Source organism: Pseudorhodoplanes sp. (assembly GCF_050250235.1).
Classification (GTDB): domain Bacteria; phylum Pseudomonadota; class Alphaproteobacteria; order Rhizobiales; family Xanthobacteraceae; genus Pseudorhodoplanes.
This window is the reverse complement of record NZ_JBFWPA010000009.1, coordinates 43,224-69,523: the sequence shown is the minus strand read 5'-3', so window position 1 is coordinate 69,523 and position 26,300 is coordinate 43,224. Positions and strand designations below refer to the sequence as shown.

Below are 26,300 nucleotides of genomic sequence, written 5' to 3'. Positions count from 1 at the left end.
CGAGGTCAGGGCGATGCATGCACTTGCCCGCGCAAGCGATCAACCGGCTCGTCGCGCGGCGCTCTTGCGCTTTCGGCGGCCACCGCCGGTGCGTTTGGCCGCGCTTCGTGATGCTGCGGTGGTGTGCCGGCCGGAGGCATTTCCGTTTCCGTCAAACAGGCCGAAGGTCGGAATACTCGCGGCGATGGCACCCGGCGCTGCCGCCATCTTGCGGCCGATTCCCTTTAGGGCACCGGAGCTCTGCATAACCTGGCCCAGCATGACACCCATCTGGAAGGCGGCCGCAGCGCTGAGCTGGGGATGGCTTGCAATCGTGTCGCTGAGGCGGCCAATCAGGTCTTGCGAGCCGGTCGGTTTCGCGGTGCGCGCCATGATGATCTCCTTTGCGGGAACCTGGTGTCACAAGTCGGCGTGACCGGAATGGGTTCCAGCGGCGGCCGCTATTGGCCGTTGCCGTCCACCACCCACCAGTCCCGGTATGGCGGGTCCTCGTCGGTCGTGCGCGGAATATTGTTGAGTTCCGAGGTGTCGAATGGCGCACGCCGCTCGCTGGTCTCGTTCATTTCTCGGCGCTGCTCCTGCAGGTTATTTGGCGTGTCTGGATCCGTCATGGCATCTCATTCCCACGGTTGTGGGCGGCAACTGCTCCTAAGTTACGCGGCGAAAGAATTCGTCATTCGCGAAGAAAATCGCGGACGGCGGCTGGGGTTCCATCATCCCCGGCTCACGAGTTCGTCAGGAACATCACGGCTTCTCTCACGTTGGCCCGGCGGGATGTCCGACCCGTCCCGCAACCACACCCTCATTCAAAAAAGGATGCCGCAAATGGGCCTGTTTTCCGCTGACATCAAGACCATGAACGACCTCTACGTTCACCAGCTTCAGGATATCTACTACGCCGAGAAGCAGATTCTCAAATCCCTGCCTGACATGATCGGGAAGGCAACCGACCGTGACCTGAAAGCCGGGCTGCAGAAGCATCTGCAGGAGACCGAAAATCATGTCGCCCGGCTGGAGCAGGTATTCAAGCTCCACAACATGAAGCCGAAGGCTGTCGACTGCCCGGCGATCGACGGCATTATCGAGGAAGCCAAGGACGTCTCCGGCGAGGTTGACGACAAGGAAGTTCTTGACGCCGCGATCATCGCCTCGGCGCAGGCGGTGGAGCATTACGAGATCACGCGCTACGGGACTCTGGTCGCCTGGGCGCACCAGCTTGGCCGCGATGACTCAGCGGCAATCCTGCAGAAGACGCTTGAAGAAGAAAAGGCGGCCGACAAGAAGCTCACCACGGTTGCCGAAAGCAAGGTCAACCGCAAGGCCGCAAGCTGACGGCCTTCAGGCTACGGAAAAAAGCGCCGGCATTGACCGGCGCTTTTTTTGTGCGGCAGGCAAGTCTAACAGCCGGTGCCGGTACACGGGGAAGTGCCCGGCTGCGTAATGATGGGCGAGCCGCCGATATTGGGGACGCTCGGTCGCGACGCGGCGTTGGGATTGCCGGGACTGACTGCACCCGGAATGCCGTTTTGATTGGCCGACGGGGCGCTTCCGGTTCGGGGCACCGAAGGACCCGATCCGGTTGTTCCCGATGGCGCGGGTGTTGCCGGCGCGATGCCGGGTGCGGGCGCCCCGCCTGGCTGTGTCGGCGCGGTTCCAGTCCCCGTCGGCGAATTTCCCACCTGGGCATGGGCGGAGACCGCCAGAATACCGGCAAGTCCTGCCGCCAGCACGATCTTGGGGATGCATGTCATGATTTTCTCTCCGGCAAGGCGATGGTTGTCCCCTCGCAACGTGCAGGCGTACGGCAGTGTTCCGTCACGGCGATTGTCATTCTCCCCGGCGGCTTCGTGCTAAGAGATCGTCCGCAGGGGGATCATCATGGACGCGCCGGACGAAGGCTCATCCGACATTGCCTATGCCTACAAGCCGTCGCTGCTGGGAGCCGTGTGGATGTTCCGGCTTGCGCCCGACGCGCTCGAATGGAGCATGGGGCCGCTGTCCGGGCGGGTGCCTTACGCGGATATCCGGCGGATCAGGCTCGCCTTTCGTCCGGTCACGATGCAGTCCTATCGCTTCCTCGCGGAAATCTGGTCGGAGCGAAGTCCGAAAATTCCGATCGCCTCCGCGTCATGGAAATCGCTGATGGAACAGGAACGGCTTGACGCAGGCTATGCCCGGTTCATCAGGGCGTTGCACGAGCGCATCGAGGCATCCGGCGGAAAACCGCGCCTGCAGGCCGGCGCCATCCCGTTTCTCTACTGGCCCGGCCTTGCGATCTTCCTCGGCATTTGCGCTGCAATGGTCGGGTTGATCGTGCGTGCGATCCAGCAAGGCGAAAACGCCGCGATGCTGTTTCTGTTCGGGTTTTTCGTGCTGCTGCTGTGGCAACTCGGCCAGTTCTTCAAGCGCAACCTGCCGCGGCGTTACACGCTCGACAGCATTCCGGCGGACATTTTGCCGAAAGTGCCGGTCGCCGCGCGTCCAGGCCCCGGCGCAGCCTAATCCCGCAACACCAGCACCGAGCAATTCGCATAACGCACCACATGCCCCGCATTCGAACCGAGAAAATAGCTGCGCATATCCGGCCGATGCGAGGTCATGACGATGAGGTCGGCATTCATCGCCTTGGCCTCCTCGATGACCTCGTGGTAGATGCCGCCCTGTCGAACGATGCCGGAGGCGCGGTCGGGACCGAGCCCGCATTCCGCGGTCAGCTTCTGCATTCCCTCTTCCGCGGATTTGCGTTGCTGAGCGTCGAAATCGGGCGGCACATATTCCGCAAGCATGACCGGCGTCATCGGCAGCACATGCACGATGCGGATCGAGCCTTCGGTATTGCGCGCCATCGTGCAGGCGGTTTCGATTGCCGGACGCGCCAGGTCCGGCTCGGCCAGATCCACAGGCACCAGGATCCGTTTGAACATGATCGGTTCCTCCCCAATTTTGCGGCCAGTCTAGTCGCTTGTGCGGTCGATCGCACGCGGTGTGACGAACCGCTCGAGCCGGCCGCTCCCGCGCCCGATCGCCCGCCAGTCGTCGATATCGAGATCAATCACCGCGAGCGCCGCGGTCGGAAATTTTTCAGACAGGCATTCGCGCATCCGGCGGTCCCCCGAACCCACCAGGAGATTTGCGGTTTCGTGAAATCCGGGATTATGTCCAACGACCAGCAGCGTTTGCGCGGAGGCTGGTGCCCGCGCAATGGCGGCCAGGATTTCGCGTGGCGAGGCTTCATAGATGCGGTCTTCGAAATCGGCTGGCGGCGAGCGGGGGAACATGTCGGAGACGAGCTGCCAGGTGGCGCGGGTTCGCGCCGCCGTGGAGACGATGGCGTGATCCGGTATCATGTCGTGTTCTGCCATGTAGCGCCCCATCAGCGGAGCGGCCTTGCGGCCGCGCGAGGCCAGCGCGCGCTCGTGGTCGCTCTGTCCCGGCAGCGACCAGTCGGACTTGGCATGGCGGAGCAGCATCAGTCGGCGCATGGCATATGGATCGCGGGGCGGGGGGCTCATCTTGCAACAGCCTAACACGACCCCGGCGACAGACGAGCCGCAACCGGTGGCTGCGACAGCCGCGACACGGACGGACCCCGCTTATGGCGATAGCTGGTTTTCGGCGACCGGGGTCGCCGCCCGATCGCATCCGGCCCTGACCCATGACCTCGATGTCGATGTCTGCGTGATCGGCGGCGGCCTCGCCGGATTGACGGCAGCGCGCGAGGTGGCGCGCAGGGGCTGGTCGGTCGCGCTGCTCGAGGGGCGGCGCGTGGCCTGGAACGCCTCGAGCCGCAACACCGGTTTCGTGCTCCCGGGTTTCGCGCAGGACGCGCCGACGCTTATCGAGCGGGTCGGTGCGGACCGGGCGGGTGAATTGTGGACGCTGTCGCAGGCTGGCGCTGATTATGTCCGCGGCGCGATCAAGGACGGCCGCATGCGCGATGTGCTTCAGAGCGAGGGCTGGCTGCATGTGTCCAAGACGGACCGCGCGGCCGAGCTCGCAGGCGAAGCCGAAACACTGCGCGCGCTCGGCGCCGATATCGAGGTCTGGCCGTCGGCGCTTGTGCGCGCGAAGATCAAGTCACCCTATTACTTTCAGGCGATCCATTTTCCGACCGCCTTCAATATCCATTCGTACAATTACGCGCTTGGACTTGCGCGGATGGCCGAAGACGCGGGCGTGCGGATTTTCGAAAACACGGCCGCGATCTCCATCGATCCAGCGGGCGTGCGCAAGCGCGTCGTCACCCCGAACGGCCGTGTACGCGCAGCGCATATCGTGTTTGCCGGGAACGTGCATCTCGGCAACCTAATGTCGGAGGTGTCGCAGACGCTGATCCCGATCCATACTTTCGTGATGGTGACGAAGCCGCTCGGCGACAGGCTTGCGACCGCGATCGAATATCCCGGCGCGGTGAGCGATACGGATTTCGCCGATCATCATTATCGCATCGTCGGCGGCGACCGGCTGATGTTCGCCGGCCGTATCGCGGTTCGCGAGTCCAATCCGCAGCGTCATGCGCGCGGCTTGCGGTTTGATTTGCTGCGGCGCTTTCCACAACTCGCCCCGATCGAAATCGAGCACGCATGGGGCGGGGTGATCGGGGTCACCGTGCATCGCATGCCGCAAATCGGCGAGATTACCCCCGGCGTCTGGCTTGCGAGCGGCTTCGGCCCCCATGGCATCAATACCACCGCAATGGCAGGCAGCCTGGTTGCGGGGGCCATCGTGGAAGGCGATGACCGGTTCCGGCTGTTCGAGCCTTTCGAACTGGTATGGGCCGGCGGACGCGTCGGACGTTTTGCGGTCAAGCGATTCTACACGGCGAACAGGATTTACGAGACCTGGGCCTCGCGCCGGTCGCGCAGGACGGAATTGTGGCGGATCAGCAACGAGCCGCGCCTGAAGCGGGAAGCGGAGCAGGCCGCCGAGCGCGCCCGCCTCCGCGAGGAGCAGCAGGCGGCGGCCGAGGCGGCGCGGCTCGAGCGCGAAAAGGCCGAGGCCGAGAACGCGGAGGCGCGCCGGCTCGAGCGCGACCGGATCGCGGCCGAGAAGGCGGAGGCGAAGCGGCTTCGCGCCGAACAGCGCGCAACCGAAAAGGCGCAAGCTGCGCGGCTGAAGGAGGAGCAGCGCGCGGCCGCGCGCGCGGAACGGGAGCGGGCCGCCGCCGAGAAAGCCGAAGCGGGTCGGCTTGCGGCTGAACAGAAGGCTGCCGAGCGCGTCGAACCCGGGCCGATCGAAGCGGAACGGATCGAGCCGGAGCGTCCGGCTACCCGGCCGACGGACGCCGGGCGCTTCGAGGCTGCGCAACGGCAGGCGGAACTCGTGGGCGAGCACGCGGCGAGGCTGGCCGCGGAGGCGCAGCGGGCCGGCGGCGGCAGGTCCGAAACCCAGGCTCGGGCAGAAGCTGCTTCGATGGCGAAATCAGACGCGCCGACAAGCGAACCGGACGGGGACATGAAGCCGTCGCGCGACCCGAAGCCGCGGCGGCGTGGGATCTGGCGGCGAGGCTAGACGAGACATCGCGCTTCGCTTCAGCCCGCCCGTCAGCGGCCGTCCCGTCTCGCCATGAACGCCAGCCGCTCGAACAGATGCACGTCCTGCTCGTTCTTCAGGAGCGCGCCGTGCAGCGGCGGGATCAGCTTCTTGGGATCACGCTCGCGCAATGTCTCCGGCCCGATATCCTCGACCATCAAGAGCTTCAGCCAGTCGAGCAATTCCGAGGTTGACGGCTTCTTCTTCATGCCGGGGACCTCGCGGATTTCGTAGAACAGTTTCAGCGCTTCCGCGACCAGCCGTTGCTTGATACCGGGGAAATGCACATCGACGATCGCGCGCATCGTGTCGGCATCGGGAAAGCGGATATAGTGAAAGAAACACCGGCGCAGAAATGCGTCCGGCAGCTCCTTCTCGTTGTTGGAGGTGATGATCACGATCGGGCGCTGGTTCGCCTTCACCGTTTCGCCGGTCTCGTAGACGAAGAACTCCATCCGATCGAGTTCCTGCAGGAGGTCGTTCGGGAATTCGATATCCGCCTTGTCGATCTCGTCGATCAGCAGCACCGGACGCGCATCGCGCGCGAACGCCTCCCACAGCTTGCCACGCTTGATGTAGTTGCGGATGTCCTTGACGCGCTCGTCGCCGAGCTGGCTGTCGCGCAGGCGGGATACCGCGTCGTATTCGTACAGGCCCTGCTGCGCCTTGGTGGTGGATTTGACATGCCATTCGAGCAGATCGGCGCCGACGGCTCTTGCGATTTCCTGGGCCAGCACGGTCTTGCCGGTGCCCGGCTCGCCCTTGACCAGTAACGGGCGCTGGAGGGTGATCGCCGCATTTACCGCGACCTTGAGATCGTCGGTTGCGACGTAGCCTTTGGTGCCTTCGAAACGCATCGTATTCCTTTGAATTGCCCTTCGGATCAACACTAGACGCGGGATTTCACCGCGGCAACCTCGCGCGAATGTGAGGGCTCGTACGGATAAAGCAGGTAACACGGTGCGTTGTTCTGCCGAAAATACGGGCAGGCCAACGGAGGTGCCCATGCAGAACCGCAGGACGCTGTTCGGAGTAATCGCGGCTGGTCTTGCCGCCGTTTTCGGCTGGCGCATCTGGCACCAAAACGATGCGGAAGCGGCGCCAGCATCGTTTGCCGTCCGCAAGAGCGCCGACGAATGGAAGCGCACGCTGTCGCCGGACCAGTATCACGTTCTGCGCCGACACGGTACCGAGCGGCCAGGCTCTTCGCCGCTCAATCGGGAAAAGCGAACGGGAGTCTTCGTTTGCGCCGGCTGCGACCTGCCGTTGTTCTCGTCCGAGGCAAAGTATGAAAGCGGCACCGGCTGGCCGAGCTTCTGGAAGCCGCTTCCCGACGCGGTCGGCACGCAATCCGATTATTCGCTCCTGCTGCCGCGCACCGAGGTGCATTGCAGCCGCTGTGGTGGCCATCTCGGGCACATGTTCAAGGACGGGCCGCGCCCGACAGGACTTCGCTATTGCATGAATGGGGTGGCGATGCGGTTTGTCCCGGCCTCGGACGCGTAAGCCTGAACTTCGTCGACGGCAGGCCGTCTCGCTCAGGCCGATCGAAGGTCGAAGTGAAACACCTTGGACATGATCTGCCAGCGATCGTCGAGTTTGACCATGGTCAGGAGGTCGGTGAAATGCTTCGGGCCGATCGCGCATTCCGCTCGCACGAACGCCGTGACCGGTCCCGCGAATTCGATCGACACGATCCGGTCCGCCCGTGGTTCGCCGCGGCTGGCCGGGGAGGGGCGTGCGTCGACCAGTGGAAAGTAATGTTCCATGGTCAGATGCGTCAGCGTGCCCTCTGTGGCGCAGGCATAGATCGCCTGGGGATGAAAGATGCGGGCAAGCCGGGAGGTGTCGCTGTGATACAGCCCGTCGAAATAGTCTCCCAGCGCTGCGGTGATGTCGGCATAGGTTCTGTCCATCATTGATCCCATCGAAGAGAGGCGCCGCTCGCGGCTTCAGTTGAGGCCTTCAGCTTGGATCGCTGCCTGAACCGCCGGACGCGCGGCCACGCGATCGGAATGTGCGCGCGGGTGCGGCCATTGCTCGAGACCGATGCCGGTGAGTGCGACGCGGCCGCTTTCTTCTCGGATTCTACGGCCCTGTCGTTGAAAAGTGAAAGAGTTGTGCAACTCGGAGGACGAGAGCGAAAATATCCCGGCAAATCTTGCCGCCTGCCGGCAATTTGCCGCCGGTGGGAGCCGGAGGCTTTCGACTTAGCGCGTTGATTTCATAAGAAAAAATCCGTGGCACGCCGCTTGCGACGATGGTTGCGCAAGTTTGCGGCCGCGTGTCCTGACGGCCGCCACGCCGTCCTGGAGGATCACGTAATGGGTATCTTCGGCGCCCTGACCACTGCCGTCACCGGCATGCGCGCACAGAGCTACGCGCTCGAAAACGTGTCGGGCAATATCGCCAATTCGCAGACCACCGCCTTCAAGCGGATCGACACCAGCTTCCAGGACCTGATCCCGGACAACATCCCCTCCAAGCAGCTCGCCGGCGGCGTGATCGCGAGCGCGCGCGCGACCAATACGGTGCAGGGCGACATCCAGAGCGCCTCGGTCGGCACCTTCATGGCAATCAACGGCGACGGCTTCTTCGTCGTGCAGAAGCCGACCTCGGTCCAGGACAATGCGCCGGTATTCGGTGGCTCGGACTATTACACCCGCCGCGGCGACTTCCAGCCCGACAAGAACGGCTACCTGGTCAACGGCGCCGGCTATTATCTCATGGGCCTGCCGATCGATCCCGCGACGGGCAATACCACCGGCAGCGTTCCGCAATTGCTGCAATTCCAGAACGATTTTCTGCCCGCGCAGCAGACCACGTCGGTCGAGTATCGCGCCAACCTTGCATCGTATCCCCTGACCAACAACCACGACATCGACATTCCGCGCTCGGAATTGCTGAACCCGGCGAACTTCTCCGCCAATCCGATTTACGGGCCGCCTTCCCCCGCACGCGTGCTTGGCTCGGGCGCGACGCTGTCGCCGGACGCAGTCGCGACCGGTACCGGCAGCGTGGATATCTCCGCACTCGCCTCGGCCGGCGGCACGCTGGAAATCAACGGCACCGCGATCGCCATTACTGCCGGGGCCGACGAGGTCGCGGTCCTGGCCGCGATCAACGCGCAGACCGGCACGACAGGCGTGACCGCTTCCCTCAACGGCACCGGCCGGCTGGTACTGAACAGCGCCGATGCCGATACCAATATCTCGATCGGAGGCGCCTCGACGCTCTCGGTCCTGTCCGAGCTCGGCCTGAATGTCGGCACCACCAATGCCACCAACCTGCTGACGCAGAATGCGGTCGGGGCGGGCCAGACCATGGTGATCCAGGTCGGCGGCAATCCCGCGCTCACCGTCACGTTCGGCACCGGGCCGGGACAGGTCTCGACCCTCGCCGAACTCTCGACCGCGCTTGGCGCCGTCACCGGCGGAACCGGTACGGTCGATACGACGAACGGCAACGTCACGATCAACGCCGCCAACATGACCGACACGATCTCGATCGACGGGACCATTGCGCACACCGTCTTCGGCATGCGGACGCTCAGCGCGCAGCCCTCGAACGGCAGCGTGATCGGGAACGATCTGCCGGCCTTCATCAATTCCTCGATCGGGGGCGGAGCCGTCACGGCCTATGACGTGTCCGGATCGCCGGTGAACATTCAGTTGCGCTGGGCCAAGGTCGATTCCCAGCTCTATGGCGGGCAGGACACCTGGAACCTGTTCTATCAGGTCAATTCCAATGCGACCGGTACCCAGGCCGCCTGGCTCAATGCCGGAACCAGCTACACATTCGGTGCCAACGGACAGATGAACCCCCAGGTCCCGACGCTGCAGCTCAGCAACGTCACGATCGACGGCGTCAATCTCGGCGATATCCAGATCGCCCATGGCGCGGGCGGTATCACCCAGTTCGCCGATCCGAACGGCAATGCGCAGGTCAATCTGCTGAAGCAGAACGGTTTCCCGGCCGGCGAATTGCAGACCGTCGCGATCAGCGAAAAGGGCCGCATCGTCGGCTCCTATTCGAACGGCCGCACCATCGACCTCGCGGAAATCACGCTCGCGAATTTCAACGGCGCGAATTTCCTCAAGCGCATCGATGGCGGAGCCTTCGAAGTGACCGACGAATCCGGGACGCCAACCTATGGCGCGAGCGGGACAATCATCGGCTCGTCGCTTGAGGGATCAAACACCGACATCGCCGACGAATTCACCAAGCTCATCGTGACCCAGCAGGCCTATTCCGCCAATACCCGCGTGATCTCCACAACCAACGACATGGTGCAGGACCTCCTGAACATGATTCGGTGAGCGATGGCGGCATTCACTAGGACAATGGCATGAGCCTCTCGCAGGCCCTCAGCACCTCCACCGCCGGCTTGCGCACCGTGCAGGCCGGGCTCTCTCTGATCGCCTCCAATGTGGCGAATGCGGAAACAGCCGGCTATGTCCGCAAGAGTCTGGTTCAGACGTCGACCTCTGCGGGCGGAAACGGCGTCAGCGTGCGCGCCGCGGCGGTCAATCGCGAGCTCGACATCTACCTGCAACGGCAATTGCGCACCGAAGCGGCAGGCGGCAGCTATGCCGGTCTGCGGGCGGAATTCTATTCGCGCCTCCAGCACATCTATGGCGAACCGGGCACCGACGCGACGCTTGAGGCGGCATTCAACGACTTCACGTCCGCGGTGCAGACACTGGGAACTTCGCCGGAATCGTCCACCGCGCGCGCCGCTGTCATCAGCGCAGCGCAGGTGCTGACCCAGCAGCTCAACGGGATGACGAGGGACATCCAGGCGCTGCGGGGTGATGCCGAACTCGGGATTCATGACTCGGTCGCCCGCGCCAATCACGCGATGCAGCAGATCGCCGACGTCAATCGGCAGCTTGCGCTCAACAATGCTCCGGACGCGGCCACGGCGACGCTCCTCGATCAGCGCGACATGCATATCGACGAACTGTCGCAGCTGATGGACATTCGCGTGATCGCGACCGATCACAACCAGATCAATGTGTTTACCAATTCGGGCATCCAGCTGGTCGGCGCCGATGCCGCGCGGCTCGCCTTCGAGCCTCAGGGCACGATGGCCCCGGCCGCGCAATGGACCTCCGACCCCGCAACCCGCACGGTCGGCACCATCACCATGGTTACGCCGACCGGAGGCCGCATCGATCTTCTCGCCGCCAATGCGATTCGCTCGGGAGAGATCGCGGCCTATTTCGAGATGCGCGACTATATCCTGCCGGAGGCGCAGGTGCAGCTTGATGCGATCGCCGCGGCGATGGCTTCGAGCCTGTCCGACGTGACGATTGCGGGCAACGCGGTGACCGCGGGCGCGCAGCAGGGATATGACATCGATACCGCTGGGCTGCTGGCGGGAAACCGCATCAATGTCACCTGGTCGGACCATTCGGGACAGCAGCATCGCGTGACGATCGTGCGGGTCGACGACCCGGCCGCGCTGCCGCTGTCGAATGACGTGACCGCGGCGACCGGCGACACGGTCATCGGCATCGATTTCTCGGCAGGTCTGGCCTCCGTCGCGGCGCAGCTTAACAGCCATTTCAACGGCAGAGTCGTCTTCTCCAATCCGTCCGGCTCGACCCTGCGCATCCTTGACGATGGCGCTGCCAACAATGCGAGCATTGATGCGGCGAGCGTGACGGTCACACGTACCGGATTTGGTGGCGGCAGCACCCATCTTCCCTTCTTCACGGATGCGGCGGCAATCTATACCGGCGCCATCACCGGGGCCGGTCCGCAAGGCGCGGGACTCGCAGGGCGCATTGTGGTCAACGCACAACTCGCCGCCGATCCCTCGAAGCTTGTGGTGTTTCAGCCCGAAACCCCGGCCGGGGATTCCACGCGGCCGAGTTTCATACTCGGACAGTTGCTCGATTCTTCCGTCACGTTTTCCGCCAAGACCGGAATCGGATCGGAATCGTCACCATTCTCCGGATCGCTGTCGCGGTTTCTGCGACAGGTGATCGGTGCACAAGGCGAGAACGCTGCAAATGCGGCGAGCCTCGCGGCCGGCCAGGAGGTCGTGGTCAATGCGCTGAAGGCGCGGGTCGCCGAAGGATCGGCGGTGAATATCGACGTCGAAATGGCAAACCTTCTGTCCCTTCAAAGTGCCTATGGCGCCAATGCGCGCGTCATGTCGGTGGTGAAGGACATGATGGATCAGCTGATGAGAATCTGAGGCTTGAATGAGCATCGGCGGTATTGGAACGCGATCCCTGCTGTTGACGCAGTCGCTGGTCGACATGCGTACGCAGCTTGGCGACTTGCAGCAGCAGCTTGCCAGCGGAAAGCGCGCCGACAGCTATGCCGGCATCGGGATCCAGCGCGGCCTGACGGTCGGACTGCGATCGCATCTTTCGGCGATCGGGGCCTATGGCGACACCATCACGAGCGTCGGTGTCCGGCTCGATCTGGCGCAGTCTGCGCTGACTCGCATCGCCGATATCGGGCGCGAGACCAAGGCTGTTGCAGCGCAGATGACGTCCGGAGACGGCCCCGCTGCTGCCCAGGCGAGCGCGAATTCGGCGCTCGGAGAGATTCTCGGTCTGCTGAATACCCGCGCCGGCGACCGCTACCTGTTCTCGGGTGCATCCAGCGACCAGCCCGCGGTGCCGTCGCTGTCGCAGATCCTCGATGGCGATGCGGGCCGCGCCGGCTTCAGGCAGATTGTGACGGAGCGCTTGCAGGCCGACATGGGTTCGGCCGGGCTGGGGCGCCTTCTGGTGACGGCACCAATGCCGACCGCGGTTGCCGTGAGCGAGGAGGCAACAGCGTTCGGCTTCAAGCTTGCCGCCATGGATTCTTCGCTGGCGGGATCGATCGTCGCGGGTCCGGCCGGCGCGCCGCCGCAGGTCTCGGTCGATCTCGGCTCCGTCAATCCGAATGCCGGCGAGGTCCTGCGGCTTACACTCGATCTGCCGGATGGATCGACCGAGACGATCACACTCACTGCGACTGCCTCGGCAACGCCGGCTGCCGGCGAATTTTCCATCGGCGCGGATTCGACGGCGACCGCGGCCAATCTCCGGACCGCACTTGGTGCCGAAATCGCAAGCCTCGCCCGAACGGCACTCTCGGCAGCCTCGGCGCTGGCCGCGGCCGACGATTTTTTCAACGTCGACGCATCCCATCCACCGCGGCGGGTCGCAGGTCCTCCATTCGACGCGGCCACGGGGCTTGTTGCGGGGACCGCCGCCGACACGGTGTTCTGGTACGTCGGTGAAGCCGGCAGCCAGCCGTCCCGCTCGACCGCGACGGCGCGGATCGACCAGTCGATCACCGTGCAATACGGCCTGCGCGCGAACGAGGAGGGTCTTCGCTGGCAATTGCAGAATATCGCAGCGCTTGCGGCCATCGCGCTTCCCGGTGGCGACCCGGACGGCGAGGAGCGCTCGGCGGCAATGAGCGGGCGGCTGCGCCAGGCGCTGGACGTGCCGCCGGGCATGCAAAGTGTCGAGGCGATCCAGGCCGAGATGGCCGGTGCGCAGATATCGCTCGCGGCGGCGCGCGACCGGCACCAGCAAACCGGGGCAACCGTCAGCGACCTGCTGCAGGAGATCGAGGGCATCAGCAACGAACAGGTCGCGGCAAAAATCCTCGCGCTGCAGACAAGCCTGCAGGCCTCGCTGCAGACCACTGCCAATCTCTTCCAGATGAGTATTGTGAATTACCTGTAGCAACGGCGAGGCTGTCTTCCGGCAAATCGCTCATGCGGCGCCCTGCGTCCGCGGGCGTCGACGGCTTTTGGGTCGATGCTGGAAGAAAAAAGACGGCGGGGCGATCCCGCAGCAACAAATGAGAACGGTGGCCGTCGAAACGCTACGCCTTGCCGCCCAGTCCGGCGGCCAGCTGGCGATTGATGTTGATCAGGCTGCGCAGCCGTTCCGGTTGCGGATTGCCCATCACATTCAGCGTATGGTTGATGACGAAAATGCCGATATTGGCGATGTTCTGGCGAACCTCAGCCGGCAGCGGGTTGGTGCTGTTGGTGGCCGATGTGAGAAAAACCGTCCAGAGCTTTCGATTGAACAGCAGCGCATGGTCGAGCGTTGCGCGCTGGCTGTCCCAGTGGTCGTGGACGCTTTGCAGTCTGGACGCGGCTCGGAGCAAGAGCTGGGCTTCGAGGTTACGCGGACTTGCGGTCTGCTGGGCCACCGTTCCGTAGGCTTTGGCCGCGTGTTGCATGCGTTAGCAGCTCCTGCTCGTACTCGATCAGTTTCTTGGCGGATTTCAATGCCTTATACAGATCGCCCGTTAAGATTTGATTGTTGATATCGGCAATGTGTCGCCACGCGCTGGGCGCCGCCTGCACGATGTCCTGCATCAGCGCGAAATACACTTCGTGCTGCCTGGAAGGATCGCCGCCGATATACATCAGCTGCACCGCGAGATAGATGCGTTTGGCCGGCGTATCGGCGCGGTCCGCAGTCATGATGTCGCGCTCGCGCAGGATTGGCGCGGTGCCTTCGACCAGAAAGCGGGTGCGCTGGTCGCCGTTGGAAATCACGCTGTCGCCGATCAGGATACGTTCGCCGGGCTTCAGTTCGACCTTGAGCGCCATGACCTGGATCTCCGAAAGATTCGATCCAATGGTCGGCCGTTCATGGTTAACGGCGCGTAAACAAAAACGGCGGGGCTTTGCCCCGCCGCGGAAAATCCGGGACGTCCGGTGGATCAGCCGAACAGCCGCAGCACGGCCTGGTCGGCCTGCGCGGACAGCGACAGGGCGGTGGTGGAGAGCTGCTGGCGGGTCTGCAGCGCCAGCATGTTGGCGCCTTCCTCATTGGTATCGGCGAGCACGAGGTTGTCGGCGCCGGTCTCCAGCGTGCGGACCAGGTTCTTGGTGAAGTCCTGCCTGATCTGCACGGTGCTGAGCTTCGAGCCGAAAGCCGAAGCCTGCGCGCGCAAGGTCCGCAATGCCTGGTCGACATTCACCAGCACCGCATCGGTGGTCAGGTTGGTCTGGAATTCGTCGCCGCTCAGCGCAGTGAGGCCGAGCCCGGCGGTGTCGAAGTCGACACCGTTGATCTCGAGAGAACTGCTGCCGTCCTCGTTGAACACCACCTTCAAGCCGTCGCCGCCCAGCAGGTTCACGCCGTTATAGGAGGCATCGCGCGCCAGCGAGTCGATCTGCACCAGAATTTCGTTGAACTGGCTCTGCAGGTTCGCGCGAACGCTGTTTGGCGACGCAACGCTGGCCGTCGGCGTATGGACGCCAACCGAGGCGGCACCGACCAGGGCGGCCGCGTCGCTGCCGCCGATCGTGACGATGTCGGATGTCGTGGAGGTGATCGAGATCTGGTTGGAGCCATTGACCGTGGCGGTGACACCGGTCAGGCCGCCCAGCGCCGTTGTCAGGTCGGCGACGCTGGTGAGGCCGGTGAGATTGATGGTTTGCACCGCCCCCGATCCGACCTGCACGGTCAGGGTACCGGTGAGGCCGTTGACCAGAGGATCGGTGAGGGTGACGCTGCCGGTTACGCCCAGTGCGTAGGTCGCGTCCGGCTCCGCGGTCTGCTGCGCCTGCTTGGCGATCGACTTGGCGGACTCGACCAGTTTGGTGATCGCCGTGATTCCGTGGTCGGCGGCCTCGATGGTCTTTTGTGCCTGACCGATCGAATCCAGCAGCGAGTTCAGATCGCCCGCCCGGTAGCTCAATGCCTGCGATGTGAAGAAGTTGCTCGGATTGTCGAGTGCCGAATTGACCCGCTTTCCCGTGGCAAGACGGTTTTGGGTCGTCGCCATCAGCTCTGCCGTACTCTGCAAGGACAGCAGATTCTGCCGAACGCCGGCGGAAAGCACGATGTCGCCCATGACGAAATTCCCTTTTTCCAAATCACAGTCGCACCGCAAACGCGGGCTGCTGGGACCTGATAATGATCCGGTAACCCTAATGAGCCGTAAATAATGTTTAAACGAACGGTAAATCCGTCGAGTCTTTGGCGAAGCGAACTCACAAAAGAAAAGCGGCGGGGACCTGCCCCGCCGCTTCGGCATTCGGAATGGCTGGACGAGATCAGAACAGCCGCAGCACCGCCTGATCGGCCTGCGCGGACAGCGACAGGGCCGTGGTGGAAAGCTGCTGACGGGTCTGCAGGGCGAGAAGGTTGGCACCTTCCTCGTTGGTGTCGGCCAGCACCAGATTGTCGGCACCGGTCTGCAGGGTGTTGACCATGTTCTTGGTGAAGTCCTGGCGGATCTGCACCGTGGTCAGGTTGGAGCCGAATTGAGCAGCCTGCGAACGCAGCGAGTTGAGCGCTGCATCGAGGTCGCCGATCACCGTGTCGATATCGCCGTTGGTCTGGAACTCGTCGCCGCTCAGGTTCGCCAGAGACAGACCGGCAGCGGTGAAATCCACGCCCGAGATGCTCTGGGAGCTCGAGCCATCCTCGTTGAACACCACTTTCAGGTCGTCGCCGTTCAGAAGGTTGATGCCGTTGTAGGAAGCGTCCGCCGCCAGCGCATCGATCTGCGAGAGGATGTCGTTGTACTGATCCTGCAGGCTCTCGCGGCTCGTGCTCGGCGTTGCAATCGTCACGGTCGGGGTTTCCACGCCGACATTGGCGGCGCCGACAAGCGCTGCGGCGTCGGTGCCGCCGATGGTGACGGTGTCCGACGTGTTGGACGTGATCGAGACGTTGCCGCCGCTGAGCGTCGCAGTGACGCCGGTCAGACCTTCCAACGCGCTCTGAAATCCTGCGGCGGTGGTGAGGCCCGACAGATCGATCGACTGAACCGCGCCGGAGCCGACCTGCACGGTGAACGTGCCGGACAGGCCGTTGACCAGGGTGTCGTCCACGGTGGGCGTGCCGGTGATGGCGAGAGCGTAGGTAGCGTCCGGCGCCGCGCTCTGCTGCGCCTGCTTGGCGATCGACTTCGCCGATTCCACAAGCTTGGTGAGCGAGGTGATGCCGTTATCGGCGGCCTTCAGGGTCTGCTGGGCCTGGCCGATCGAGTCGAGGAGCGAGTTCAGGTCGCTGGCGCGATTGTTGAGGGCCTGCGAGGTGAAGAAGTTGCCCGGATTGTCGAGCGCCGAGTTCACCTTCTTGCCGGTCGCGAGCCGGTTCTGCGTCGTGCTCATCAGGTCTGCAGTGTTCTGCAGCGAGAGGAGGTTCTGACGGACCGACGCCGACAGGGTGATATTGTTGGAAGCCATCGTGACTCAACCTTTCTGGTTTGATTACCGCATGCGATCCCGTCCGGATCGCCGGCGGTGATGCCACGGCTCTTTTCAAAACCGCGTAAAAAAGCATGGTTAACGAGTTGAGAGCGCGTGAATGGCGGGCCCGGCCTTTCAAACGCCGGCTTCATGTCTTGGTAACGATGGCACGGCGCGAGGTCGGAAGCTGCGCAACACGACCGCGTCTCGGTCGCGCTTGCACCGGAGCCGGGAGAAATCCGGCTATACCTGAAAATCCGCATGCTGAGCGTCGTCTTGCGGTGCTTCCTGCGGCTCCGGATTGCGGCCATAAGCCCTCTGCCGGAGCAGCGCTTCGTCCTTGCGTGAACGGCGGCGATCGCGTTCCTCGCGCTCGCGGTCGAGTACGGCCTGGCATCGCGGGTCGATCACGGGCTCGCGCGTAGCGGTCTCGGTCGGCTCGTAATGCGCGACGGATGCCTGTTGCGCGGCATTGACGCTTTGTGACGGCGACAGTTCGGTGCGAACGATATTGCTGCGACCGGCAACCGTCCGCGCGATGTTTTCCCGCGGCTTGACGGTGAGGTTTGAGTCCATGGTCACCCTCCCGCGCTCTCGCGCGCTTCCGGGAATGACGGGGACGCAACACTACGACAGCGGCATTAACCGGCTGTCAGGAAACTAGGTAAACCTGCACCGATTCGTGCTGGACCGGCGAAGGCTTACAGCACGCGACTGACCGCGAGCGGCTGCGCGGCGCTGGCACGCGGCGCGTTGGTCCGTCCGGTCGCCCCATAGGTGGAGGGCGCCGCTTTGCGGGCCAGTTCATCGGACACCCCGCGCATGATGCCTTCCGACACCGCGTGCGCGGTCGCCAGCACGGTGAGATTGGTCTGCAAGAGCGCGCGAAATTCTTCGTGCTTGCGCTTCATTGCGGCCAGGGCTTGCGGGTGCGTGGACGCCAGGTCAGGAAGTATCGTTCTGATGTGGCTCGCGCCGGCGTAATAGAGGTTCGCAAGCTCGGTCTTTTCCGCCTGGAGCCTGGCGGCGTCGGAAAGACGGCCGGCGCGCACCAACGCGGTCTCCTGCTCGATGAGGTGCAGGATCGCATCCATCGCCGTTGCGAGTTCGGCCATCACTTCGAGGGGTGGCAGGGCTTCTTTCATGGTGTCGTCTCCGCGGCCGGCGCGGCGCCGCGATCTTCCTGCTGCGCCATCAGCGTGCGATAAACATCCGACGCGATACCGATGCCGCCGCTCTTGGCAAACGACTTCGCGTAGGCGTCGGTCAGGAAGGAGCGCCAGACGCCGAGCGCCTTGCCGCCGCCGAATGGGCCGTCGCCGTCGATGGCGGTGAACATCTGGCTGAACATGGTGTTGAGATACACCGCCTCGAAATCTTCCGAGGCCTGGCGCGCTTTCGCCGTGCTGGCGGATTTTGCTCCCGCAAGCTGCTGCTGGGCGGTGAGGGCGGCATAGGCGGATTTCACGCTCGATGCCGCCTTCAGATCGAATGCCGCGGCCATCACATCACCTCGATATCGGCCTGGATCGCGCCGGCGGCCTTGATCGCCTGGAGGATCGCGATCAGGTCGCGCGGGGACAGACCGAGCGCGTTCAGGCCGTCGACGAGTTGTTGCAGCGACACGCCGTCACGAACGATCGCAAGCTTCCTGCCGTCTTCCTGCACGCCGACCTGCGTGCGGGGCACGACCACGGTCTCGCCCTGGGAGAATGGCGCTGGCTGGCTGACCTGCGGCGCCTCCGAAATCGTGACGGTGAGGTTGCCTTGCGCCACCGCGACCGTCGAAACCCGTACGTCGCGGCCCATCACGATCACGCCGGAGCGCTCGTCGATCACGATCTTGGCGGCGAGATCGGGCTCGATCTGCAATTGCTCGATCTCGGTCAGCAGCGCAACCATGTTGGTGTCGCTCTTTCCGGGCAGGGTGAGCTGCACGGTCGACTGATCGAGCGGCTCGGCGGTCGCGGAGCCCATGAAGTCGTTGATCGCGGCTGCGATCCGCTTGGCGGTGGTGAAATCGGCGTTGCGCAGCGCAAGGCGTACCTTGTTCAGCCGGTTGAGCTGGAAATCGATCTCGCGCTCGATGATCGCGCCATTGGCGATGCGGCCGACCGTCGGCACGCCGCGCACGATCTTGGCGGCTTCGCCCTCGGCCTGGAAACCGGCGATTGCAACCGAGCCCTGTGCCACGGCATAGACATTGCCGTCGGCGCCGAGCAGGGGGGTCACCAGCACCGTTCCGCCCTGCAAACTCTTGGCATCGCCCAGCGCAGACACGGTCACGTCGATCCGCGTGCCTTGCGTACCGAACGGCGGCAGGTTGGCGGTCACCATTACCGCGGCGACGTTGCCGGTGCGCAATTGCTGACCGCGGACGTTGACGCCGAGCCGCTCCAGCATCGCCTGCAGCGACTGGCGCGTGAACGGGATGTTGTTGAGCGTGTCGCCGGTGCCATTGAGGCCCACGACCAGCCCGTAGCCGATCAGCTGGTTCTGGCGCACGCCCTCGACATTGGCCAGATCCTTGATGCGGGACGTGGCCTCAGCCGTCCCCGCGCCAACGATCAGCGCCAAAGCCGCAAGCACGGCGCGCGCAACTTCGAACGTCCTCGACATCATGCTCCCCATGAAGGCCGGACCTTGGAGAGCATGATGCGAGCGCTGTGCCAGTTCTGGCTTTCGCCTCAAGGCTCTGATCTTCCGAACTTTTTTCGAACGCCGAGCCGGCGGACGGTCCGGGCGGGCGGCATCGCCTGCCGCCGCCCCGGCAGCTTTTGCCGGTGTCTTTACGCTCGGTTAACCACAAGACCGCAAGCTCGCTCCATGCGAATAGCGGCAACCTCAGGCAATGCGGCGGTGCGGGATGCGCCAGCCCCCCGGCGCTCCGGAAGCGGCGGCTTTTCTCTGGCCGAGGGTGCCAATTCATCGAGCCGTGCCGGGACCGGATCGCTACAGGCGATTGCCGGGATCGACGTCCTGGTTGCCCTGCAGGGGGTCGAGGACAAGGCCGAGCGGCGCCGGCGGGCGGTGCGGGGAGGGCGCGCGGCGCTGGATGCGCTGGACGCACTCAAACTCGGGCTCCTGTCGGATTCGCTCGATCAACCGGCGCTCAACCGGCTGAAGTCCGCGGCGGGCGGATTGACAGCGGAAACCGGGGACCGGGCTCTGGATCAGGTGCTGGCCGAAATCGATCTGCGGGTCCAGGTCGAGATCGCCAAATTGTCCCGTCGATGAGGCCTTTCCGGCCCGGGGCGTCGCGCAAAGTCAAGCGATTCCAAGTACATATTATGACATTCCGGAAAGGTCGGCGAATAAATCGCTGTTGTCGGCCCAACCCTGCCCCGTTATAAGCTCGCCGCCGCGAGGGGGTGACTCGCGGACCGCGGGAGTGATCAGGAATGCCGGCCAAACTGAAGGATTACCGGCCCACCGAAAAAGAGCCGTTCATGAATGAGAAGCAGCGGGAGTATTTCCGCGACAAGCTTCTGGCCTGGAAGGATGATATTCTGAAAGAGGCGCGGGAGACGCTTCAGCATTTGCAGGACGAGAACCAGAATCACCCCGATCTTGCCGATCGTGCCTCCTCCGAGACCGATCGTGCCATCGAACTGCGGGCGCGTGACCGTCAGCGCAAGCTGATCGCCAAGATCGACGCGGCGCTCGCGCGCATCGATGAAGGCACCTACGGTTATTGCGAGGAAACCGGCGAGCCGATCTCGCTGCGCCGGCTGGAAGCCCGTCCGATCGCAACGCTGTCGATCGAGGCGCAGGAGCGTCACGAGCGGCGGGAACGGGTCTACCGCGACGATTGAGGGCTTGCAGCGCCCGGTCCGGCGAATGTCGGCGGATCAGTCCGACCTGCGAGCCGCCGATTGACAATCCCTGCCGCCTGCGCGCACCTCTTCCGCAGGTGTCGCGAACGAGATCGGCAGGGCATGGCGTCGGCTGAAGCCAATACCGAACTGATCCAGGTCGTCGCGCTGCTCGGCGCCGGCGTGGTGGCCGCGCCCGTCTTTATGCGGCTTGGCCTCGGCTCGGTGCTCGGCTACCTCGCTGCGGGCGTCGTGATCGGGCCGTTCGGCCTCAAGCTCTTCACCAACCCGCAGGCCATACTTCACGTCGCCGAACTCGGCGTGGTGATGTTCCTGTTCGTGATCGGGCTGGAAATGCAGCCGTCGCGCCTTTGGGGATTGCGGCGTGAAATCTTCGGTCTTGGCGCCGCGCAGGTTGCCATATGCGGCCTGCTCCTGACCGGCGTCGGCATGTTCTACGGCCTGTCGCCGAAGGTTGCGCTCTTCGCCGCCATGGGATTCGTGCTGACCTCGACCGCGGTGGTCGCGCAGGTTCTCAACGAGCGCGGCGATACCGGGACCCCGGAAGGCCAGCGCATGATCTCGATCCTGCTGCTGGAAGATCTGGCGATCGTGCCGCTGCTGGCGCTTGTTGCATTGCTGGCTCCCGGAGGCGCGGAAACCAGCGAGCCGGCCTGGCTCGCGGTGCTGATCGCGATCGCGGCGGTGGTGGCGCTGCTCGCCGCCGGCCGCTGGCTGCTCAATCCGTTCTTCGGACTGCTCGCGGCCGCGCGTGCGCGCGAAGTGATGACCGCGGCGGCGCTGCTCGTTGTGCTCGGCTCCGCGCTCATCATGCAGCTTGCGGGTCTGTCGATGGCGATGGGTGCATTCGTTGCGGGTGTCATGCTGTCGGAATCCACGTTCCGCCACCAGCTCGAAGCCGACATCGAACCGTTTCGCGGCATCCTGCTTGGATTGTTCTTCATCGGCGTCGGAATGGCGCTCGACCTCTCGGTGCTGATGACCGACTGGCGGTTCATGATTGCCGGCGTGCTGTCCTACATGATCGTCAAGTCGATCGGCATCTATGCCGTGGCACGGCTGTTCAAGGCGCCGCACCACGAGGCCATTTACCGCGCGGCGCTGTTCTCGCAGGGCGGCGAATTCGCCTTCGTGCTGTATTCGGCGGCGGCAGCGGCGGGCATCTTCACTGCTCGGGTCAACGCGATCATGACCACCGTGGTGATCATTTCGATGGCGCTCACGCCGCTGGCGGTCATCGCGCTGCGATGGCTGACGCCCAAGCGGGAGCAATCGCTCGACGGCGTGGAAGCGCCGCAGGATCTATCCGCCAGCGTGCTGATCGTCGGCTTTGGCCGGTTCGGTCAGGTCGCGAGCCAGTCGCTGCTCGCGCGCGGCTATGATGTGACGATCATCGACAACGATACCGAAATGATTCGCAGTGCCGCGGATTTCGGGTTCAAGATCTATTATGGCGATGGCTCGCGGCTCGATCTGCTCGAGGCGTCTGGCGCGCGCAAGGCCAGACTGATCGCGGTCTGTGTCGACAGCCGCTACACCGCGACCCGCATCGCCGAGATCGTGATGGACGATTTTCCGCAGGCGAAGCTGATGGTCCGCTCCTTCGATCGGGAGCACGCGCTGGAGCTCGTACACAATGGCGTCGAGACCCAGATACGCGAGACGTTCGAGTCGGCGATGAGGTTCGGCGAACTGGCGTTGCGCGAACTCGGCGTTCCGGACCGCGAGGCTTCCGAGATCGTGGAGGAGCTTCGCCGGCGCGACGCCGAGCGCTTCGCGCTGGAAGTGGCCGGCGGGTTCGGCGCCGGCCGCGATCTCATGCACGGCAACGTCCCGAAGCCGACCCCGTTCACCAAACCGAAGCAGGCCGGCCGCGTGATGGGCGAACAGCCTCCGGCGGACGAGGTCTGACCACGGCGCGGCTTCCGGCCGCTCAGCCGCGATACATCAGCCACCACGCAAGCGCTGCGGGGATACCGAAGATCGGAAGGAACGCGGCGATCTCGTTGATCAGCGGAATGCCGACGCGCAGATGACCGTAGATTCCATTGGCGATCGAAATCACCAGCCACAGCCAGATGAAATACCAGGCCCCATTGAATGCAAGGCCGGCAGCGCGGGGGCCGAAATGCATGACGGCGAGCATCGCCACGCCGAGGCCGACCAACATCAGGATGTGCATGAAGAACTCCCACGCGCGATGCCGCCACTATAACAGGCGGCCCTCCGGAATCGAGCGCGGCCTCCGGCAGGGGAGCTTGCCGGAGGCCGCGTCGCGTCGCCGTCCGGTGCGCGCCCCGGTGCGGCGTGGGAGTTCTGCTCCTCGCCTCGTGAAAAGCAGGAGAGGACTTTGAAGTGAAACTCAGAACGGCAGAAGGATGTCCATCACCTGTTGTCCGTAGCGCGGCTGCTGCATGTCGGTGAGCTGGCCGCGTCCGCCATAGGCGATGCGGGCCTGCGCGATCTTGGTCGATTCGATGGTGTTGTCGCTCTCGATGTCCTCCGGACGCACGACACCCGCCACGATCAGCTCCCGCACTTCGAAATTGACGCGCATTTCCTGCCGCCCCTCGATCACGAGGTTGCCGTTCGGAAGCACCTGGGTGACCACGCCGGCGATGTTGGTGAACACTTCGTCCTTGCGGTCGGTGGTGCCTTTGCCTTCGGTCGCGGTCAGCGAGTCGGCGCCGATCAGGGTGCTCGGCACTTGCGCCTTGATTAGCCCCGGCAAGACCTGCTTGCCAAGGAACTTGCTCACTCCGGCGTCTTCGTTGGCCTTGCGCCGTCGCGCAGTCTCGTTTTCGACCGACGCCTTGTCGTCGATTTTCACCTTCACGGTCAGGATGTCGCCGACCTGATGCGCGCGCTGATCCTTGAAGAAGGCGCGCGAGCCGTTGCGCCACAGCGAGTTCGGATTGTAGGAGGCAGGCTGCGGCATCGGCATCGGCATCTGAACCGGCTTGTAGCCCGGGGCGGTGGTCGGATTGTTGATCGGCGACAGCGGCGGCGCTTCACCGATCGTGCGCAGCCGATCGATGGAAGAGCAGCCTCCGAGCCATGCCGCGACCAGGAGAATGCAGATATGCCGGATCGATGACGGTACGAGGGACATGGTTACTCTGCCTTGGTGAGGGCGGTACGGGCGTTGGCGATCCGGTTGGCGTCGCGGTTCTGGGCCGCGCTTACGATCCGCGGCGTCAGCGCGGTCACGGTGACCTGACCGGGGCCGGACACGACGCCCTGGATGACGCGCTTCGACTGCACGTTCAGCACATTGACGGTGTCGTCGAGCGAGCCGGAATCCTCCATCTTGCCGCGGACGGTGAGCGTGATGCCGGGAACCTCGTAGACGATGATGACCGGCTCGCCGCGCTTGACCAGCTGCGGTCGCACGAGGTCGTGGCTGCGGATCACCTGGCCGGGACGCAGCGTCTGCTGCAGCGCCATGCCGACCGCCGCGGCCGTGTCGCGGACCGCGTCCGCCTGGACTTCCGCTTTCGGCCGCTTCTCGAGGGCGACATCGTCTTCGCGCAGCACATCGCCGCGCGCCACCGCGCGACGCAGCACCACGGCGTCGTGGATCTCTTGTGCCGTGCCGGTGACGCGCAGGTGCGACGCACCGGTGCGGAAGACAAGTTCGAAACGGCCGCCGCGTGGCTCGAACAGCGCGCGGACCGGGATCAGAGGACCGGTTTCGGCGGGGTCGAGATGAAGGGTCGGCGCAGGGCCGTCCAGCGTGACGGCGATGCTCGCCGTGTCCGAAAGCCGCAGACGTTCTGCGGCGATCGTGGCAACGCGATCCTTGATCTCGATGGCGCCGATCATGCGGCTCGCGCGGGTGACCGACACCTCGGTCAGGCCGCTTGCCTCGACCGCCACATCATGCGGGCGCAGCGCCTCGATCACCGCGGCGGTTCGCACGCTGCCGGTCTGGCCGAGGTCGGGCGCACGGAACACGGCGATGTCGGCCTTCTCCGGGGCGACGTCCGCGACCAGGTCCCCGATCCGGACGAGGTCGCCGGCGACCAGGACGGTCGGACGCAGCGAAGGCCGGTCCTGTGCGCCGACCGTGGTCATGGTGGCAAGGAGCAACATTGCGGCGGCAATTCGTGTCATCGGTCCTGCTCCCTATCGCATCATGCCGGATGTCGATTGCAGCATCTGGTCCGCGGCGGAGACCACCTTCGCGTTCATCTCGTAGGCGCGTTGTGCCGCGATGAGGTCGGAAATCTCGCTGACCGCCTCGACATTGGCCTGCTCCAGAGAGCTCTGCAGCAGGCTGCCATAGCCGAGCGTGCTCGGAGTTCCGAGCTGCGCGTTGCCGGAGGCCGGTGTTTCCAGGAACAGATTGTCGCCGATGCCCTGCAGGCCGGACTTGTTCACGAAGATCGCGACCTGGATCTGACCGGCCTGCGTCGGCGTGGTCGATCCGGCCGGCGTGACCATCACCTGCCCCTGCGCGTTGATGGTAAGGCCGGTTGCGTTGGCCGGGATCGTGATGGTCGGCTGCACGACGTTGCCGTTCGCGGTGACGAGGCGCCCGGTGGCGTCGAGTGCAAATGAACCATCGCGCGTATAGGCGGTGCGGCCGTCCGGCATTGTGATCGGGAAAAAGCCTTCGCCGCGGATTGCGACGTCGGTCTCCTTGCCGGTGGTCAGGATCGCCCCCTGGGTCATCAACCGCGGCGTGCCGACGGTCTTGACGCCGGAGCCGAGTTCGACGCCGGCTGGCAGCAGGTTGCCCTGCTCGGAGGTCTGGGTGCCGACGCGGCGCACATGCTCGTAGAGCAGATCCTGAAATTCGGCGCGCTGCCGCTTGTACCCGGTCGTGCGCATATTCGCGATGTTGTTGGAGATGACCTGGACGTTGAGTTCCTGGGCCATCATTCCCGTCGCTGCGGTGTGAAGCGCTCGCATCACCGTTCCTCGTTGTTACGCCGGCACATCAGCCAGGCGTTCGATTGCCGAACGCCGCATGTCGCCATGCTGCTGCAGCAGCGAGGCGACCTGCGTATAGCTGCGCGTCACCTCGATCATTCGCGTCATTTCGACCACCGCCTTGACGTTGGACTGCTCGATCGCGCCCTGAATCACGTGCGGGTATTCGGCGGGCCTCGCCTGCACGCCTTCCGGGGCGTTGAATGTCGACGCTCCGTCTTTCTGCAGCCGCTGACCGTTTTCGAACGTGACCAGCCGGAGCCTGCCGCGCACGCCATCGGGCACCGCCACGGTGCCGTCGCGGCTGATGGTGATGTCCTTGTCCTCGGCCTGGAACTGGATCGGACCGGCTTCGCCCATCACCCGGTATCCTTCCGTGGTGACGAGTTCCCCGGCCGGGTTCATCTGCAGCGAGCCGTTGCGGGTGTAGCGCTCGCCGCGCGGGGTCTGCACCACCAGGAACGCCTTGCCATCGATCGCAACATCCAGCGCGTTGCCGGTCTGGCGAAGCGGTCCCTGGCTGAGGTCGTGCCAGGTGGAACGATCCTGGACGAAGGACAGTTTGCCGCTGCTGCGGCCGAAATCGTTGTGGCTCGCACCCGGCATCAGGAATTCTTCGAACACCGCGGTGTCGCCCTTGAAGCCGGTCGTGTTCAGATTGGCGATATTGTTCGACACCACCTCGAGTTCGCGCCGCAGCGACATCTGCCGCGACAACCCGATCAGAAGGGCATTCTCCATCCCGATCTCCCCACGCTGACGGCCGCGCCCTCCCGAGGCTTGAACCGCACCGCCCGCGCCTCTCC

General features: G+C 64.4%; 30 protein-coding genes. 10 read left to right on the top strand and 20 right to left on the bottom strand.

All coding sequences use genetic code 11. The features are described 5' to 3' along the window. Positions 1-39: 39 nt before the first annotated feature. The gene (locus AB7F49_RS06635; RefSeq protein WP_428521039.1) at positions 40-372 is read right to left on the bottom strand and encodes a hypothetical protein; all 333 of its coding nucleotides are present in this window, start codon (positions 370-372) and stop codon (positions 40-42) included. Positions 373-440: 68 nt separating this feature from the next. Continuing rightward, a complete protein-coding gene (locus AB7F49_RS06630; RefSeq protein ID WP_428521038.1) occupies positions 441-611 on the bottom strand; it encodes a hypothetical protein in 171 nt (56 codons plus the stop codon). 214 nt (positions 612-825) lie between these two features. Between AB7F49_RS06630 and AB7F49_RS06625 the strand changes: the two genes are divergently transcribed. Beyond that, the gene (locus AB7F49_RS06625; protein WP_428521037.1) at positions 826-1,332 is read left to right on the top strand and encodes a ferritin-like domain-containing protein; all 507 of its coding nucleotides are present in this window, start codon (positions 826-828) and stop codon (positions 1,330-1,332) included. Positions 1,333-1,397: 65 nt separating this feature from the next. On the opposite strand, the gene AB7F49_RS06620 is transcribed toward AB7F49_RS06625, so the two are convergent. Next, positions 1,398-1,751: a hypothetical protein gene (locus AB7F49_RS06620; RefSeq protein ID WP_428521036.1), complete on the bottom strand. Its 354-nt coding sequence runs from the start codon at positions 1,749-1,751 to the stop codon at positions 1,398-1,400. A 127-nt stretch (positions 1,752-1,878) separates the two neighbouring features. Here AB7F49_RS06620 and AB7F49_RS06615 point away from each other — a divergent pair, with 127 nt between their 5' ends. Then, positions 1,879-2,502: a hypothetical protein gene (locus AB7F49_RS06615; protein ID WP_428521035.1), complete on the top strand. Its 624-nt coding sequence runs from the start codon at positions 1,879-1,881 to the stop codon at positions 2,500-2,502. Here the strand turns inward: AB7F49_RS06615 and AB7F49_RS06610 are convergent. Then, positions 2,499-2,924, bottom strand: coding sequence for a universal stress protein (locus AB7F49_RS06610; RefSeq protein ID WP_428521034.1), 426 nt, complete (start codon positions 2,922-2,924; stop codon positions 2,499-2,501). The two genes, AB7F49_RS06615 and AB7F49_RS06610, sit on opposite strands and share 4 nt — an antisense overlap. 30 nt (positions 2,925-2,954) lie before the next feature. After that, entirely contained in the window at positions 2,955-3,512 is a 558-nt protein-coding gene (locus AB7F49_RS06605) for a SixA phosphatase family protein (protein ID WP_428521033.1), read from the bottom strand. 46 nt (positions 3,513-3,558) lie between these two features. Here AB7F49_RS06605 and AB7F49_RS06600 point away from each other — a divergent pair, with 46 nt between their 5' ends. Continuing rightward, positions 3,559-5,511 (top strand): FAD-dependent oxidoreductase, encoded by a 1,953-nt coding sequence (locus AB7F49_RS06600; RefSeq protein ID WP_428521032.1) that lies wholly within the window; start codon positions 3,559-3,561, stop codon positions 5,509-5,511. 32 nt (positions 5,512-5,543) lie between these two features. Here AB7F49_RS06600 and AB7F49_RS06595 read toward each other — a convergent pair whose 3' ends face one another. Then, positions 5,544-6,389: an AAA family ATPase gene (locus AB7F49_RS06595; protein ID WP_428521031.1), complete on the bottom strand. Its 846-nt coding sequence runs from the start codon at positions 6,387-6,389 to the stop codon at positions 5,544-5,546. Positions 6,390-6,537: 148 nt separating this feature from the next. Between AB7F49_RS06595 and msrB the strand changes: the two genes are divergently transcribed. Then, positions 6,538-7,038, top strand: coding sequence for a peptide-methionine (R)-S-oxide reductase MsrB (msrB, locus tag AB7F49_RS06590; RefSeq protein ID WP_428521030.1), 501 nt, complete (start codon positions 6,538-6,540; stop codon positions 7,036-7,038). A 32-nt stretch (positions 7,039-7,070) separates the two neighbouring features. Here msrB and AB7F49_RS06585 read toward each other — a convergent pair whose 3' ends face one another. Then, complete coding sequence (locus tag AB7F49_RS06585) at positions 7,071-7,451, bottom strand: nuclear transport factor 2 family protein (RefSeq protein WP_428521029.1); 381 nt, start codon at positions 7,449-7,451, stop codon at positions 7,071-7,073. Between the two features lie 405 nt (positions 7,452-7,856). Between AB7F49_RS06585 and AB7F49_RS06580 the strand changes: the two genes are divergently transcribed. The 3 genes from AB7F49_RS06580 to AB7F49_RS06570 are packed head-to-tail and all read left to right on the top strand — an operon-like array spanning position 7,857 to position 13,238. Then, complete coding sequence (locus tag AB7F49_RS06580) at positions 7,857-9,851, top strand: flagellar hook-basal body complex protein (RefSeq protein WP_428521028.1); 1,995 nt, start codon at positions 7,857-7,859, stop codon at positions 9,849-9,851. A gap of 29 nt (positions 9,852-9,880) precedes the next feature. Next, positions 9,881-11,740 (top strand): flagellar hook-associated protein FlgK, encoded by a 1,860-nt coding sequence (gene flgK / locus AB7F49_RS06575; protein WP_428521027.1) that lies wholly within the window; start codon positions 9,881-9,883, stop codon positions 11,738-11,740. 7 nt (positions 11,741-11,747) lie between these two features. Continuing rightward, positions 11,748-13,238, top strand: a complete 1,491-nt coding sequence (locus AB7F49_RS06570; protein WP_428521026.1) for a flagellar biosynthesis protein FlgL — start codon at positions 11,748-11,750, stop codon at positions 13,236-13,238. A 142-nt stretch (positions 13,239-13,380) separates the two neighbouring features. Here AB7F49_RS06570 and flaF read toward each other — a convergent pair whose 3' ends face one another. The 8 genes from flaF to AB7F49_RS06530 form a co-directional block, all read right to left on the bottom strand. Further along, the gene (gene flaF / locus AB7F49_RS06565) at positions 13,381-13,746 is read right to left on the bottom strand and encodes a flagellar biosynthesis regulator FlaF (protein ID WP_428521025.1); all 366 of its coding nucleotides are present in this window, start codon (positions 13,744-13,746) and stop codon (positions 13,381-13,383) included. Beyond that, positions 13,688-14,122, bottom strand: a complete 435-nt coding sequence (gene flbT, locus AB7F49_RS06560; protein WP_428521024.1) for a flagellar biosynthesis repressor FlbT — start codon at positions 14,120-14,122, stop codon at positions 13,688-13,690. Before flbT ends, flaF begins: the two co-directional genes overlap by 59 nt. A 113-nt stretch (positions 14,123-14,235) precedes the next feature. Next, positions 14,236-15,375: a flagellin gene (locus AB7F49_RS06555; RefSeq protein WP_428521023.1), complete on the bottom strand. Its 1,140-nt coding sequence runs from the start codon at positions 15,373-15,375 to the stop codon at positions 14,236-14,238. A 202-nt stretch (positions 15,376-15,577) separates the two neighbouring features. Beyond that, complete coding sequence (locus tag AB7F49_RS06550; RefSeq protein ID WP_428521022.1) at positions 15,578-16,717, bottom strand: flagellin; 1,140 nt, start codon at positions 16,715-16,717, stop codon at positions 15,578-15,580. 246 nt (positions 16,718-16,963) lie between these two features. Beyond that, on the bottom strand, positions 16,964-17,296 hold the full coding sequence (locus AB7F49_RS06545; protein ID WP_428521021.1) for a hypothetical protein: 333 nt from the start codon (positions 17,294-17,296) through the stop codon (positions 16,964-16,966). 125 nt (positions 17,297-17,421) lie between these two features. Further along, positions 17,422-17,865 carry a hypothetical protein gene (locus AB7F49_RS06540; protein ID WP_428521020.1) on the bottom strand — a complete coding sequence of 148 codons (444 nt, stop codon included), beginning with the start codon at positions 17,863-17,865 and terminating at the stop codon, positions 17,422-17,424. Further along, on the bottom strand, positions 17,862-18,224 hold the full coding sequence (gene flgJ, locus AB7F49_RS06535) for a flagellar assembly peptidoglycan hydrolase FlgJ (RefSeq protein WP_428521019.1): 363 nt from the start codon (positions 18,222-18,224) through the stop codon (positions 17,862-17,864). The genes AB7F49_RS06540 and flgJ overlap by 4 nt, the downstream gene beginning before the upstream one ends. Next, entirely contained in the window at positions 18,224-19,339 is a 1,116-nt protein-coding gene (locus tag AB7F49_RS06530; protein WP_428521018.1) for a flagellar basal body P-ring protein FlgI, read from the bottom strand. Before AB7F49_RS06530 ends, flgJ begins: the two co-directional genes overlap by 1 nt. Positions 19,340-19,546: 207 nt before the next feature. On the opposite strand from AB7F49_RS06530, the gene AB7F49_RS06525 reads away from it, so the two are divergent. The 3 genes from AB7F49_RS06525 (at position 19,547) to AB7F49_RS06515 (ending at position 22,467) form a co-directional block, all read left to right on the top strand. Then, positions 19,547-19,957: a flagellar assembly protein FliX gene (locus AB7F49_RS06525; protein WP_428521017.1), complete on the top strand. Its 411-nt coding sequence runs from the start codon at positions 19,547-19,549 to the stop codon at positions 19,955-19,957. 164 nt (positions 19,958-20,121) lie between these two features. Next, positions 20,122-20,535, top strand: coding sequence for an RNA polymerase-binding protein DksA (gene dksA, locus AB7F49_RS06520; protein WP_428521016.1), 414 nt, complete (start codon positions 20,122-20,124; stop codon positions 20,533-20,535). Between the two features lie 123 nt (positions 20,536-20,658). Then, positions 20,659-22,467, top strand: a complete 1,809-nt coding sequence (locus AB7F49_RS06515) for a monovalent cation:proton antiporter-2 (CPA2) family protein (RefSeq protein ID WP_428521015.1) — start codon at positions 20,659-20,661, stop codon at positions 22,465-22,467. 22 nt (positions 22,468-22,489) lie between these two features. Here AB7F49_RS06515 and AB7F49_RS06510 read toward each other — a convergent pair whose 3' ends face one another. The 5 genes from AB7F49_RS06510 to flgF form a co-directional block, all read right to left on the bottom strand. Beyond that, positions 22,490-22,738 carry a hypothetical protein gene (locus tag AB7F49_RS06510; RefSeq protein WP_428521014.1) on the bottom strand — a complete coding sequence of 83 codons (249 nt, stop codon included), beginning with the start codon at positions 22,736-22,738 and terminating at the stop codon, positions 22,490-22,492. A 180-nt stretch (positions 22,739-22,918) separates the two neighbouring features. Continuing rightward, positions 22,919-23,668, bottom strand: coding sequence for a flagellar basal body L-ring protein FlgH (gene flgH / locus AB7F49_RS06505; RefSeq protein WP_428521013.1), 750 nt, complete (start codon positions 23,666-23,668; stop codon positions 22,919-22,921). Positions 23,669-23,670: 2 nt separating this feature from the next. Then, positions 23,671-24,672: a flagellar basal body P-ring formation chaperone FlgA gene (gene flgA / locus AB7F49_RS06500; RefSeq protein ID WP_428521012.1), complete on the bottom strand. Its 1,002-nt coding sequence runs from the start codon at positions 24,670-24,672 to the stop codon at positions 23,671-23,673. 12 nt (positions 24,673-24,684) lie between these two features. Then, on the bottom strand, positions 24,685-25,473 hold the full coding sequence (flgG, locus tag AB7F49_RS06495) for a flagellar basal-body rod protein FlgG (RefSeq protein ID WP_428521011.1): 789 nt from the start codon (positions 25,471-25,473) through the stop codon (positions 24,685-24,687). 15 nt (positions 25,474-25,488) lie between these two features. After that, positions 25,489-26,235, bottom strand: a complete 747-nt coding sequence (gene flgF, locus AB7F49_RS06490) for a flagellar basal-body rod protein FlgF (RefSeq protein WP_428521010.1) — start codon at positions 26,233-26,235, stop codon at positions 25,489-25,491. Positions 26,236-26,300: the final 65 nt, after the last annotated feature.